This is a genomic window from Escherichia sp. 94.0001 (assembly GCF_013369155.2).
GTDB classification, from domain to species: Bacteria; Pseudomonadota; Gammaproteobacteria; order Enterobacterales; family Enterobacteriaceae; genus Escherichia; species Escherichia coli_F.
The window spans coordinates 93917-107974 of record NZ_JABWMS020000008.1; the positions used below are offsets into that span (position 1 = coordinate 93917).

General features: G+C 52.6%; 10 protein-coding genes. 1 reads left to right on the top strand and 9 read right to left on the bottom strand.

The features are described 5' to 3' along the window. Positions 1–4 precede the first annotated feature (4 nt). Positions 5–208, bottom strand: a complete 204-nt coding sequence (aaeX, locus tag HEN33_RS06640) for a p-hydroxybenzoic acid efflux pump operon protein AaeX (RefSeq protein ID WP_000051841.1) — start codon at positions 206–208, stop codon at positions 5–7. Positions 209–390: 182 nt separating this feature from the next. Between aaeX and aaeR the strand changes: the two genes are divergently transcribed. Further along, the gene (gene aaeR / locus HEN33_RS06645; protein ID WP_000440317.1) at positions 391–1320 is read left to right on the top strand and encodes an HTH-type transcriptional activator AaeR; all 930 of its coding nucleotides are present in this window, start codon (positions 391–393) and stop codon (positions 1318–1320) included. 127 nt (positions 1321–1447) lie between these two features. On the opposite strand, the gene tldD is transcribed toward aaeR, so the two are convergent. From tldD to csrD, 8 genes are all read right to left on the bottom strand, one after another. Continuing rightward, positions 1448–2893 carry a metalloprotease TldD gene (gene tldD / locus HEN33_RS06650; RefSeq protein WP_176262735.1) on the bottom strand — a complete coding sequence of 482 codons (1446 nt, stop codon included), beginning with the start codon at positions 2891–2893 and terminating at the stop codon, positions 1448–1450. A 155-nt stretch (positions 2894–3048) separates the two neighbouring features. Then, complete coding sequence (gene yhdP, locus HEN33_RS06655) at positions 3049–6849, bottom strand: AsmA2 domain-containing protein YhdP (protein ID WP_176262736.1); 3801 nt, start codon at positions 6847–6849, stop codon at positions 3049–3051. A 67-nt stretch (positions 6850–6916) separates the two neighbouring features. Further along, the gene (gene rng, locus HEN33_RS06660; RefSeq protein WP_000123197.1) at positions 6917–8386 is read right to left on the bottom strand and encodes a ribonuclease G; all 1470 of its coding nucleotides are present in this window, start codon (positions 8384–8386) and stop codon (positions 6917–6919) included. Beyond that, a complete protein-coding gene (gene yhdE / locus HEN33_RS06665; protein WP_000203103.1) occupies positions 8376–8969 on the bottom strand; it encodes a nucleoside triphosphate pyrophosphatase YhdE in 594 nt (197 codons plus the stop codon). The genes rng and yhdE overlap by 11 nt, the downstream gene beginning before the upstream one ends. Before the next feature lie 8 nt (positions 8970–8977). Then, positions 8978–9466 carry a rod shape-determining protein MreD gene (gene mreD, locus HEN33_RS06670; protein WP_000179409.1) on the bottom strand — a complete coding sequence of 163 codons (489 nt, stop codon included), beginning with the start codon at positions 9464–9466 and terminating at the stop codon, positions 8978–8980. Next, a complete protein-coding gene (mreC, locus tag HEN33_RS06675) occupies positions 9466–10569 on the bottom strand; it encodes a rod shape-determining protein MreC (RefSeq protein ID WP_000802511.1) in 1104 nt (367 codons plus the stop codon). The genes mreD and mreC overlap by 1 nt, the downstream gene beginning before the upstream one ends. Positions 10570–10634: 65 nt before the next feature. After that, the gene (gene mreB, locus HEN33_RS06680) at positions 10635–11678 is read right to left on the bottom strand and encodes a rod shape-determining protein MreB (RefSeq protein WP_000913396.1); all 1044 of its coding nucleotides are present in this window, start codon (positions 11676–11678) and stop codon (positions 10635–10637) included. 304 nt (positions 11679–11982) lie between these two features. After that, a complete protein-coding gene (csrD, locus tag HEN33_RS06685; RefSeq protein WP_001241406.1) occupies positions 11983–13923 on the bottom strand; it encodes an RNase E specificity factor CsrD in 1941 nt (646 codons plus the stop codon). Positions 13924–14058: the final 135 nt, after the last annotated feature.

Here is a 14058-nt window from a genome sequence, read left to right on the forward strand (position 1 = left end):
AACCTCAAACGAACAGTCGCGATATCAAATAAAACAAGCAGCAATAGAGCGCGGTGTTGAACAACGCCGGATGCCAGACAAAGTCGTAGATACCTGTTGGCACAAGTACCCGGCGCACCAGCCAGAAAATCGCCAGTGATAAAAGCAATTCGAAAAATATCGGTGGGAAGGACAGCCCAAACACCACGATAACGGGAAACAGACTCATGTTGACCTTGGTTGTATAGAGAGAGCAGGCGTTATTATTTTCAGCATCTGTCGCCGCAGAGAAGGGCATGGAAAGCCGGGCGAGAGCAACATTGCTGTAGATTGATATTTAATATATTAACGTAACTGTTATGCTGTTATCTATATTATGTGATCTAAATCACTTTTAAGTCAGAGTGAATAATGGAACGACTAAAACGCATGTCGGTGTTTGCCAAAGTAGTTGAATTTGGCTCTTTTACCGCCGCCGCCAGACAGCTACAGATGAGCGTTTCGTCCATCAGTCAGACGGTGTCAAAACTGGAAGATGAGTTGCAGGTAAAGCTGTTAAACCGTAGCACACGCAGCATTGGCCTGACCGAAGCCGGTAGAATTTACTACCAGGGCTGCCGTCGGATGCTTCATGAAGTGCAGGATGTTCATGAGCAACTGTATGCCTTCAATAACACCCCCATCGGGACGCTGCGCATTGGCTGTTCTTCAACTATGGCACAAAATGTTCTCGCCGGGCTAACAGCCAAAATGCTGAAAGAATACCCAGGTTTGAGCGTTAATCTGGTTACCGGAATTCCTGCCCCCGACCTGATTGCCGACGGTCTGGATGTGGTGATCCGCGTCGGCGCGTTGCAAGATTCCAGCCTGTTTTCCCGCCGTCTGGGCGCGATGCCAATGGTGGTGTGCGCCGCAAAAAGCTATCTCACACAATACGGCATACCGGAAAAACCCGCCGATTTAAGTAGCCATTCATGGCTTGAATACAGCGTGCGGCCCGACAATGAATTTGAACTGATCGCACCGGAAGGGATCTCGACTCGCCTGATCCCGCAAGGGAGATTTGTGACTAATGATCCGATGACGCTGGTGCGCTGGCTGACTGCAGGCGCTGGGATCGCCTACGTGCCGCTGATGTGGGTGATCAACGAGATCAATCGAGGTGAGCTTGAGATCCTGCTGCCGCGTTACCAGTCAGATCCACGCCCGGTTTATGCGTTGTATACCGAAAAAGATAAGCTGCCGCTGAAGGTACAGGTCGTGATCAACTCACTGACGGATTATTTTGTTGAGGTCGGTAAATTGTTTCAGGAAATGCACGGGCGCGGGAAAGAGAAGTAATTCATATTGTACTGTTACGTTGTACAAACCTGTGCCAACGGGTTCCCCTAACCTTCTCCACAGAGGGGCAAGGGGACCGTTCATGCACGTGGAAGGATTAATTATCCTTCTGAAAATACTGAAATTATTACGCGGTACCGCCAACAGTCAGGTTATCAACTTTCAGCGTTGGCTGGCCCACGCCAACCGGTAAACTTTGCCCTTCTTTACCGCAGACACCCACGCCGTTATCCAGTTTCAGGTCGTTGCCCACCATCGAAATCTGCTGCATGGTTTCGATACCGGAACCAATCAACGTTGCGCCTTTCACCGGTTTAGTTACTTTACCGTTTTCAATCAGATACGCTTCTGAGGTGGAGAAAACGAATTTGCCGGAGGTGATATCCACCTGACCGCCACCAAAGTTCGGTGCATAGATACCGTACTCAACGGATTCAATAATTTCCTGCGGGGTCGATTTACCCGGCAGCATATAGGTATTGGTCATACGCGGCATAGGCAGATGAGCGTAGGATTCACGGCGACCGTTGCCAGTCGGCGTCATCCCCATCAAACGCGCGTTGAGTTTATCCTGCATGTAGCCTTGCAGAATGCCGTTCTCAATCAGCACGTTGTACTGGCCTGGCGTACCTTCGTCATCAATCGCCACCGAACCACGGCGATCGACCATCGTGCCGTCATCAACCACGGTACACAGTTCAGAAGCCACCAGCTCCCCGACCTGTCCACTAAATACTGAAGTGCCACGGCGGTTGAAGTCGCCTTCCAGACCGTGCCCCACCGCTTCATGCAACAGCACGCCCGGCCAACCTGCGCCCAGAACCACCGGCATGGTGCCCGCTGGTGCAGCAACGGCTGAAAGATTGATCAGCGCCATACGCACCGCTTCTTTCGCCCATGCGTCCGCACGGACTTCACCGTCGAGATCGGCAAGGAAGAACTCATAACCAAAACGACCGCCGCCGCCACTGGCACCGCGTTCGCGTTTGCCATCTTCTTCGACCAGAACGCTCACGGAAAGACGCACCAGCGGACGAACATCCGCCGCCAGCGTGCCGTCGGTGGCCGCAACCAGAATTAATTCATAAACGCCGCTGAGGCTGGCAGTCACTTCCTGTACGCGCTTGTCCGCTTCGCGGGCAACCTTATCGACTCGACGCAGGATATCCAGCTTCTCTTCACGGCTCATGCTTTGCAGCGGATCTACCGAGGTATACAACGGGCTATGCTCTACCGCGCCCAGCGTCTGTACTTTGCCATCACCACTATCACGGACGATGGTGCGCGCCGCTTGCGCACTCTGTTCCAGCGCCAGCAGGCTGATTTGGTCTGCGTAAGCAAATCCGGTTTTTTCACCGCTGATTGCACGCACACCAACACCCTGATCGATGTTGTAAGAACCATCTTTAATAATGCGGTCTTCTAAAACCCAGGATTCGTGATAGCTCGACTGAAAATAGAGATCGCCATAATCAAGGCGACGTTCGGCCAGTTGACCGAGGATCGCGAACAAGTCCTGATGTTTCAGGCCGTTCGCCGCTAGCAATTGTTCACTTACCAGGTTCAGACTCATCGTTTTTGCTACTCGTTAGTTACTGCAGTAGAGGATTTTTTACGGCTGCCGGATTCGGCGTGAACGCCCTGTCCGGCCTACGGTTATGTTCCGGCTCGTTGGCCTTTGGCAACGATTATCATATGAGATTGGGGCAATTACGCGCCCTCGTCAAATCATTGCGCTTTTTCTTTACGCGGTTGGCGCAACACTTCGTTGATTTGCGGATCGTCCAGCGGACCCGAAATGTGATAGCGCAAAATGGAGACTTTGCTCCACAACGGTCCCAGCACTTTACTGGCGGCAAACACTGCCGCGCCAACAATGGGGTTAACCGCAAAGGCCGCAGCCACACCCACCGTCGCAGAAATCTCTGGTGCGACAACCGCTTCCATATTCAGGTCGCGACGTACCAGATTTACCGACCCTTTCATAGCGATATCCGCCTCCAGGCCATCCACCAGCGTGTCGTCGGTGTGCATAACGCCGTCTTTAATCCACGCGGTGCTGCGAATGGAGTCAAAATAGAACCCTTCGCCAAAAGTGTCTCTGAAATCAAAACGCAGCTTACGCATCAGGGCATCTACGCTCAATAAGCGCAGCAATTGCCCGGCATGTCCGGTATTGATTTCGGTAATTTCGCCTTTACCCAGTTGAGTATGAATGATGCCATTCAACGTCGCCTCATCTGGCTGCCACGGTGCTTTACGCCAGTGTAAATCGTAATCCACATTAAATGACGACTGCCGTATGGGCGTCGTGACACCAAAAAATTCTGCGGCGGCATCAATTTTCTGCCCGCGCAGTTTTCCTTTCAGCGAGGTACGTTCATTCCCCGGATTATTAACCCATTCACCATCGGCAGTGAGCCGCGAGAAACCGGTATCAATCAGTCCATTGGTCAGCGTTAATGTATCGCCAGAAATGGTGAGATCACTGTCAATACGACCGAATTTTTGCCCCCAGAACCAGCACTCTGCGCATCGTATTTGTGCGTCCGGCCAGCCACGGAAGTTAATGCGCTCCGTTGTCGGGAAAGGTGATGACGGCGTTGAATCACCACGAGTTTTCGCCTCGCTCGGGTTGTAATAAAGATATTTGATATTCGCCAGCCACGGCGCGTTATTACGCATCGCCAGCGTGGCGTTGATTTCACGCCCTTGCGCCTCAACCTGGGTGCCATTTGCCGTCGGTTGCGAAACAATACTCAGGTTATTCCATTGCTGATTTCCCAGCGACAACATAGGCGTACGTAACGTTATGTGTTGTGGGAAACTCGCTGCACCACCGACACTCTCCGCCGCACCTTTCTGGAACAGGGCCAGCCACTCGGCACCATTCATCGGCGGCATATTGAGTTCAACACCACTTTGTTCCGGCAACGGCGGGAGCGTTTTACTGTCTGCCGCCCAAATAGCACGATCGAGCGTCAGCTTTTGACCAAGCAACCAGCGGCTATTGAAATGGTTATCCGCACCAGCCTGTCCGGTTAAATCAAAACTGTTGAGATTGCCATCAACCTTAACGTTTACCGGCAGTGGTTCACCCGCAGGTTTGGCTAACGGTGAAGGTAAGTGACTGCTCACATTCTTCAAATCGCCGTTTAGCTCTACGTTATACGTCGCGCCAGCATGATAAGGCAGCTCAATGCCCACTTTACCATCCCACGCCACGCTGCCACTCAATGCTTCGTTCACCGCTGCAGGCAGAACGCCGGTTTTCGCTGGTTGCCAATTACCGTTGAGATTCACCGCGACCTGGTAGGCTTTTGCCCCTTCTTTGGTGGAAAAATCCACGTTCAACGGCTGATTAAACCAGCTTGCTGTCAGTGGTTCACTTTGCAGATCGCCATTGATAAAGCTGAATTTACCGCTCAAATTTTTCAGGGTGCTGTCGAGTGGTTTGATAAACAGACTGTTATTACGCAGCGTCACATCACCTTTCGCGGTTACCAGTTCGCCGTTCAGCGGGATATCAAGATGTAAGCGAGCATTCACATCGCCGTCGAGCTGGAGTTCTTGCAGGGTCGCACCCAGGGAATCTTTCAGCGGTGTCTCATCAAAGTAAGGGCCAACGGCTTTACCCGGACCTTTAATGTCAGCGTCAATCAGCAGTTTTTCTTTCGAGTAGTCAGGGATCACTGCGGTGAGATCAGTGGCCCGCACACCGCCCAGATTAACGCCATCGGTTTTCATCCATAAACCGTCGTTAATAAAGTCCAGTTCAATATCGAGGTTCGTTAACGCAGGCCAGTCCGGCTGGAAGGCAAACTTCGCGTTGCGCAGCGGCACCAGCACTTCAAACTGACCTTCGTTGTGTTTATAGGGGAAGAGTTGCGGATTGCCACCATAAACCAGCGTCGCGTTATCCGCTTCACCGCCCTGAATCGCGCCACTTAAGTAATCAACCAGGTCTTTACCCATCAAGTTTTCCGGGAAATAGCGCCAGGCTTGTGAACCATCATCGGTACTGATGCCAGCCAGAATACCCAGCCAGGGTTCATCGTTAGCAGGTTGCAGGTAACGAAAACCGCCGCGCGCATGGACGGCTTTGGCTTTAACGTCAATATTACGCCCATCCAGCTGGAAACCTTTGTCATTGTTCAGCCAGCTTATCGTAGCCTGGCCGTCTGCGATTTCCAGTGGCGCACGGAATACCGTTTCGTAAGGCATCTTTGCCTGCTTCATCGACGCGGTAAGCAAACCATTTTCTACGCTGCCGGAAAGCGTCCCGGAGAAGTGTTCCGCACCCGGTAATAATTTCCATTGCTTCCAGGCCAGATCGCTCCACGATGCCTGAAAACGGGTCTTGTCTGCCGCCTGAAGCGGGATATCCAGCGCCAGAGTGTTAATCTTGCCGCTCGGTTGTGTGGAGCGCCAAACATCACCAAGTGCAGGTGAAAGTTTCGCGGCCAGCGGGCGTACGCCCTCCAGGCCTGCCAGCTCCAGATTACTGGCGCGAATCCGGAGTTCGTCACTGCGTTTATTGTCTTTGCCGCCAACGTTCTGTTCCGGTATCCAGGCCAGCGTCAATGCTCCGCTCGGCCAGGGTTTGCCGTCCATCGTGATCCGTGTGTCGGGAATAGAGAACTGCCAGCCCGGGTTTTCACGCGTAATATGCGCGGTAAGATTATCCACCGACAGCGTATGCGTTTGCTTCTCGCCCAACCAGCTGGCACCGCCCTGTTTCAGCCAGACGTCACCGCCGGTTACATCGCCTTTGTCGATCGTCATCCAGCCTTCAAGGGAGAACTGTGCCGTTTCCAGCGCAATATTGTCCTGCATCCATTTACCGAGCCACGGCTTCAGGTCGATGTCATCCGCCTGGAGCCAGACGCGACCATTGCTTAACAACCCCTCATCATCGCGCAAATCCATGCGCACCTGCATCACGCCGTGCTGTCCGGTAAGGCTGGAGAGGCTTACCAGGCCTTCCGCACGGTGTCGACGTGGATCGTTCAGCCAGGTGAGTTGTGGGATCGCCAGCTCGGCGCGCTGACCGGATGGCGTCAGGAAACTGACTTCACTGTCGCGGAGATCGAAATGGTCGAATTGACGAAGAAACAGATCGCTGATGTGACTGGCTTCCAGGCTATCATTACCACCACCGCTGGTGATAGGAGTGTTGGTGCGAAAGCGCAGCTGCCAGAAAGTGAGATCACGAAACTGCCAGCGCATATGTAACAGGCTTTGCCAGACATCCAGCGCCAGAGTAACGCGTTTAACCGAAAATTCGCCGCCATCTTTTAGTTCTGCACGGATGTCGTGCGCTTCAAGCGTCGGGCCAAAATTCTGCCAGCTGGCTGAGAGCTGACTGGCTTCAACCGGCATGCCAGTCGCGGATTCTATTTTGTTGAGGATTTCCGGACGCCAGGCGTCAAGATGCGGTAAAGCAATACGCAGGCCGCTAACCAGCAGGGCAGCGATCACAACGAGCGCGGCTCCAGTAAGCAGTAAAATCCCCGGCAATCGCCTCACCCGTCACTCCTTGTCTGCTAAAAATGTGACTCAAAAACCCTTTGCCGGATGGCGGCCCAGCATCTGTTTACATCATTACGACGTCAAACTGCTCCTGGTTATAGAGCGGTTCAATTTGTACTTTAACCTGTTTGCCAACGAAAATTTCCACTTCCGCCAGCGAGTGTGACTCTTCGCCTTTCAAGGCTTCGGCTACTGCCGGAGAAGCATAGACCAGGAAACGGTCGGAATCGTAAGCATGGTGTACACGAACAATCTCGCGCATGATTTCATAGCATACCGTTTCCACGGTTTTCACCGTTCCGCGACCGTGACAGGTTGGGCATTCGTTACATAGTACGTGCTCAATGCTTTCGCGAGTGCGTTTACGCGTCATCTCCACCAGCCCCAGCGCCGAAAAACCATTAACGCTGGTTTTCACCCGGTCTTTGCTCAACGCCTGCTCCAGCGAATGCAACACGCGGCGACGGTGATCTTCATTATTCATGTCGATGAAATCAATAATGATGATCCCGCCCAGGTTACGCAACCGTAACTGGCGAGCAATAGCCTGCGTCGCTTCAATATTGGTATTGAAGATGGTGTCGTCCAGATTGCGATGACCGACAAACGCCCCGGTATTGATGTCCACGGTGGTCATCGCTTCGGTCTGGTCGATAATCAGATAGCCACCGGATTTTAGTTCAACTTTGCGTTCCAGCGCCCGCTGGATTTCGTTTTCAACATCAAAGAGATCGAAAATCGGCTGGCGGCCTGTGTAATGCTCCAGCTTGCTGGTCATCTCGGGAATGTACTCCGAGGTAAACTCCAGCAATGCTTCGTAAGTCAGGCGCGAGTCAACGCGAATGCGGTCCAGCTCGGCGTCGGCGAAATCACGCAGAACACGCTGCGCCAACGCCAGTTCGCCGTATAGCTGATAACGGGTCTGCGGGCGCTTTTTACGCTCCATGACTTTGGTCCAGACACGTTTCAGATAAGCGGCATCGGAGGCCAGTTCAGCCTCACCAACACCTTCCGCTGCAGTACGGATGATAAACCCGCCCTGCTCGTCGCAATACTCCGCGACCACTTTTTTCAGGCGTTCACGTTCGGATTCGCTTTCGATACGTTGGGAAACCCCAACATGAGAAGCACCTGGCATAAAAACCAGATAGCGAGATGGCAGAGTGATATCGGTGGTCAGGCGCGCACCTTTAGTACCAAGCGGATCTTTCACCACCTGCACCATCAGATCTTGCCCCTGACGGACCAGTTCCGAGATGTCGCGCACCGTGAATTGCTTTTGCTCTTCACCCGCCACACACTCAGTATGCGGCATGATGTCGGATGCATGAAGAAACGCGGCTTTATCCAGCCCAATATCTACAAAAGCCGCCTGCATACCCGGAAGTACACGACTTACACGACCCTTGTAGATATTGCCTACTATTCCGCGTCGCGCCTCACGTTCAATATGAATTTCCTGCAGAATACCGCCATCAATATACGCCACTCGCGTTTCCGAAGGCGTTACGTTTACCAACAATTCAGCCGTCATGTTTATCCCTTTTCTCACGCAGTGCGTTAAAATTACTTAATAATTCATACGTTTCAACCAGCGGTAAGCCGACTACGGCGTGATAGCTGCCATTTATCTTCCTGACAAAACAGCCACCCAACCCCTGAATACCGTATGCACCTGCTTTATCTAACGGTTCTCCGCTGGCGACATAGCCCGCGATGTCTTCGTCTGTTAACGTTCTGAACGTCACATCGGTGACCACCAGGCAATCGAGAATGTGCTGACTGTCGGCCAACGCCACAGCCGTCATCACCTGATGGGTCTGGCCCGATAATTTGCGCAACATCTGCGCCGCATGTTCTGCGTCGCGCGGTTTCTCCAGCACTTCTCCATTCAGGATAACGATAGTATCCGCACCCAGCACCGGGAGATCCTGCGCCGTGTGCGTGACACCCGCCTGTGCTTTCTCGCGCGCCAGACGCACAACATATTGCTGCGCGCTCTCCTGCGGCTGACGCTGCTCCTCAATGCCCGTAACAATACGTTCAAAGGTCACGCCAAGTTGCGCAAGTAACTCCTGACGACGCGGAGAACCGGAAGCTAAATACAGAGAAGTCATAGAAACCTTTATTGCACTGCAAACTGCTGACGGACTTTACGCATCAGCAAGAAAATCCACGGCCAGAGCACTCCATTGACTACACTACTCCAGAACACTTCCGGTCTGAAAGAGACGTTAATCACTAAAAACTCTGCCCAGAAAACAATAATATCCACCACCAGCGAAAGCAACATGACGACCAGCGCCTGCTGCCATAATGCGAGGTTGCGGAAAAGCTGATATTTCAGCGCCACCAGGTAAGCAATGATGCTCATCGCCAACACGCGTACGCCAAGCGTCGAGCCGCTAATCAGATCCAGTATGGCACCCATCACAAAACCTGTGCCCACATTTACGCGATGGGGCAAGGCCAGGATCCAATACAACAGAATAAGCAACACCCAGTTTGGCCGGAAAACAATCAGGTTGTCCGGCCAGGGCATGATTTGCAGCAACAGCGCAATGAGGAAAGAGAGCCAGATTACCCAGCGTCCCTGGCTACGATAGCTCGCCACTATTGCCCTCCCGGCGCACGCGCAGGCGGTTGAGCACCACTTTGCGGCGGCGTAGCCCTTTGTGGAGAGCGATTAGCAGCAGGCTGTGTCGGCGCAGCAGGCGCAGTAGCTGCATTTCCTGTCGCCGGTTGCTGCGGAGTCGGCTGAGCGATCCCCGTTGCCGGTTCAGGTAACTTTGGCCCCATCGCGTCTGGCGAAGGCAATACCTGCGGCATCATCTGCATCAGACGTTCATTAGCAACACGATGCACCTCTTCCGGCGTCATCGGGTTAGCGCCGTTACGATCCGCGCCCCACAGCAGCAGCAGATAACGCAAACGTTGCAGTCCCGCAGTCGGACGCGCCTGAATCACAGTATAAGCGCGCTGGGTATCGAGTTTTACGGAAGAGACAACAGCCACCGGATAGCCTTCCGGGAAACGACCGCCCAGACCGGAAGTCACCAGCACATCACCAACACGAATATCCGTATTCGCTGGCAGATGCTCAAGCTGCAAATCATCCGTACAACCGTTACCGGCTGCAATTACGCGGATATCGTTGCGCAGCACCTGGATTGGCAGCGCGTGGGTCGCATCACAAATCAGCAGCACGCGACTGGTCAGTTTAGCGACGGCCACCACCTGACCAACAACACCTTTGTCGCTGATGACCGGCTGGCCTTCATAAACGCCATTAACGCTACCTTTATCGATAACAACTTGATCGCTATAAGGATCGTTAACCGTAGAGATAACCTGAGTCACCATTTTCTGCTCATCCTGACGCAGCGGGGAACCCAGCAGCTCGCGCAGACGCGCGTTCTCCTGTTTGTATTGTCCAAGCATCAGCAGTTCACTGTTTTTCAGCAACAGTTCCTGACGTAACGCCCGGTTTTCAAGTTCTAGTTGGTCACGCGAGGCCAGCGTCTGCGATACGCCATCCAGCAATTCACGAGGAGCATTGGAAACAAAGTAGAAAGGACTGACGGCGGTATCCATATAAGTACGGATTTGACTGAACGTCCCCAGGCGGCTGTCGGCAATAATAATGCCGAGCGCCACCAGCACCGCCAGAATAAGGCGAATCTGTAGCGACGGGCCACGGCTAAAAATTGGCTTCATAAGTTATGCGTATTCTCGTATCAGACCAGGCAGGGTAAACAGACGCTTCCCCTGCCTGTATCCGATTACTCTTCGCTGAACAGGTCGCCGCCGTGCATGTCGATCATTTCCAGCGCTTTGCCGCCACCGCGCGCCACACAGGTCAGCGGGTCTTCAGCAACAACGACTGGAATGCCGGTTTCTTCCATTAACAAACGGTCAAGGTTACGCAGCAGTGCGCCACCACCGGTGAGCACCATGCCGCGCTCGGAGATGTCGGAAGCCAGTTCCGGCGGACACTGTTCCAGTGCAACCATTACTGCGCTCACAATACCGGTCAGCGGTTCCTGCAGTGCTTCGAGGATTTCGTTGGAGTTCAGAGTAAAACCGCGTGGAACACCTTCTGCCAGGTTACGGCCACGAACTTCGATTTCACGGACTTCATCGCCCGGGTAAGCCGAACCGATTTCATGCTTGATACGTTCTGCGGTGGCTTCACCGATCAGAGAACCGTAATTACGACGCACATAGTTGATGATAGCTTCATCAAAACGGTCACCACCAATGCGCACGGAAGAGGAGTAAACCACGCCGTTCAAGGAGATAACAGCAACTTCAGTGGTACCACCACCGATATCAACCACCATAGAACCGGTCGCTTCAGAAACCGGGAGGCCAGCACCAATTGCGGCAGCCATCGGTTCTTCAATCAGGAACACTTCACGGGCACCAGCGCCCTGCGCGGATTCACGAATTGCGCGGCGTTCAACCTGGGTTGCGCCAACCGGCACACAAACCAGAACGCGCGGGCTTGGACGCATAAAGCTGTTGCTGTGCACTTGTTTGATGAAGTGCTGGAGCATTTTTTCAGTCACGAAGAAGTCGGCGATAACGCCGTCTTTCATTGGGCGAATAGCAGCAATATTGCCCGGCGTACGGCCCAGCATCTGCTTCGCGTCATGACCTACTGCAGCTACGCTTTTCGGTGAACCGGCACGATCCTGACGAATGGCCACCACGGAAGGCTCATTCAATACGATGCCTTGTCCTTTTACATAAATGAGGGTATTCGCAGTACCCAGGTCAATGGACAAGTCATTGGAAAACATGCCACGAAATTTTTTCAACATACTAAGGGATAATCCTGAAAGCTGGGGCGGAAAAGAAAATCCGCTTACTTTACCAACCACACGCAGCAGCGACAAGGCGCAAAAATCATCTGCTACGGTGAAAATTAGTGCAGTTCGTTTCCTTTGTTACAAATCTCTGCCTGAGTCCAGAAAGGCTTAATGCATCAGCAGCATTCCTCGCCTGTTTGCAACCGCGTAAGGTCATTCATCTGCATATGTGCTGCAACAATCTGGCGAGCAGACAAGCACACTCCCATGAGACGCAGCGCGCGTTATTCTACGTGAAAACGGATTAAACGGCAGGTTAAACCGAGTATCTTTGTGAATATTTTTTCACGTTAGTATCAAGTGGCTGTGAGGACGCGAAAAAATCCCCTTGCCCACCTGTAACACCGCGCTGAATCAGGGTCTGCCACTCGCTTCGCGAACGCACGCCGGTGGCGTAAACCTGGGTGCTGGTCCCGGAGCAGGCTTCCACCAGGCTTTGAACCAGCAGCTGATTCTCCGTTCGCTTCTCAATGTTTCTGACCAGCCCCGGATGGAGCTTGAGTAACTCAACATTAAGTTCTTTGATCCAACTGGTGCTTACCAGCGTCAAACCAGCCTGGTTGACGGCTACCCGTACCCCTAAAGCATTCACTAAACGAATAACAGGTTGTAAACGACTGATATGTTGACCTACATCGGCCTCTGCAAGTTCAATAATTATGCGTTTTCGTTGCGATCTTTCACATTGCATTAACGTATCGCGCAGCCAACGCTGAAAACGCGGGCGAATCAGCGACTCAACGGTAACCTGAATCGCCAGATTTTCCTCCGGCCAGTAACGCAATAGTGGAATCAGACGGCTGATTTGCAGGCGGTCATACTCTTCCGATAAGCCAAATTGTAAGACCATCGGCATATACTCCGCCGAGCTAACCTCTTCATTACCATCGAAGATGCGGCACATGAGTTCGCGATGATGAACCTGACCTTCGCGAGTAACCGCCGGTTTTTGATAAAGGCGCGGGCCGCCGCGACTGAGCATTTGCTCGATAAGCGTACGCCAGCGAACATTACCGCGTCCTTTTTCAGGCAACGAGTCATCGTAAATAGCCCAGCTATTGCCGCCCTGCAATCCCGCATTACGCGTGGCAGACTCTGCATGTTCCATTACCTGCTCGGTATCCTGACCACTACGCCAGGCACAGATACCAATGTGGATCATATCGTCGCGATCGAGCATTTTATTGTTCGGCAAGGTATCGACGGCTTTGATTAACTGACTGGCTATGCTCTCAGCCTCTTTTAACGTCCGGTGCGGCAACAGCGCAGCAAAATCACTGCGGTGGTAACGCGCCAGCAGTGCGCCAGGGTAGCGCATCATAAATGTCGACAGCAGATTCGTCAGAGTGAAGAACTGTTCTTCAACCTGGCTGTGCCCCCAGGTATCGCTCAACATATTGAAATCCGGTAGACGAATCATCATCACGATCCCGTGGGTACCTACTTTCTCCTGATCTTCCAGTAACGTTGCTAACTGATTATCGAAGAAGAGTCGGTTATTGAGGCCGGTTTTCATGTCCTGGGCGGCATAAGAGCGGATCAGCGTATCAAGACGGCTGTGTTGTTCGCGTGCGTTCTGAATTTCACGAAGCAGCGTATCCAGCGCACTGCTGGTTCTGGGCGGCCATTCATAGATGGTTCCCAACACATTAGAGCCACGCTCACCGTTTAAGATACGAGTAGCCCGGGTTTCCAGCAATTCTTGCCCGGCAAGTTGCCGTTGTAACCAGCGTACCGCCAGGAAGAGCATAAGAATGATAAAGCCAATCGCCCCCGTGAGCGGCGCGGTGGTCATCAACGAATGGAAATAGTTGCCCATCGGATCCTGATAAACCAGACGCAGCGACATCCCCGGATGCTTTATCAACGGAACGCTCAGTTCGCGAAACAGATCGCTGGTGCCAACCGGACGATAACTACCATTTCTGGCGAGGGTATAAACCTGTTTATCACCATGTAGCAGGTCTACACGAACGATATCTGCTGACATCATTAATTCGGTAATTTGTGGCCTTAATGCGCTGAAGTCATTCGACACAAGGTGGGTATCAATCGCCGTCGCCACCGCCTGAACGCGATGACTAAACTTATACTGAATGGCGTTGTAGAAACTTAGCGAACAGCCCAACAAAGTCACAAAAATTGTTAACCCGGTGAGCAGCGTAACAAAGGCCGAAAATTTCGTCGTTAATCTCATCCTTGTGTTAACTCCGATAGTGAGGAAGCGGGCATACTAGCAAATCAGATTTATCTCGCAATTTATTGCGCTTCATCGGCTTTGCTTTTCCATTAGCGAGTATAGTCTTCAGAAATTATTTTCCAATCCATCATG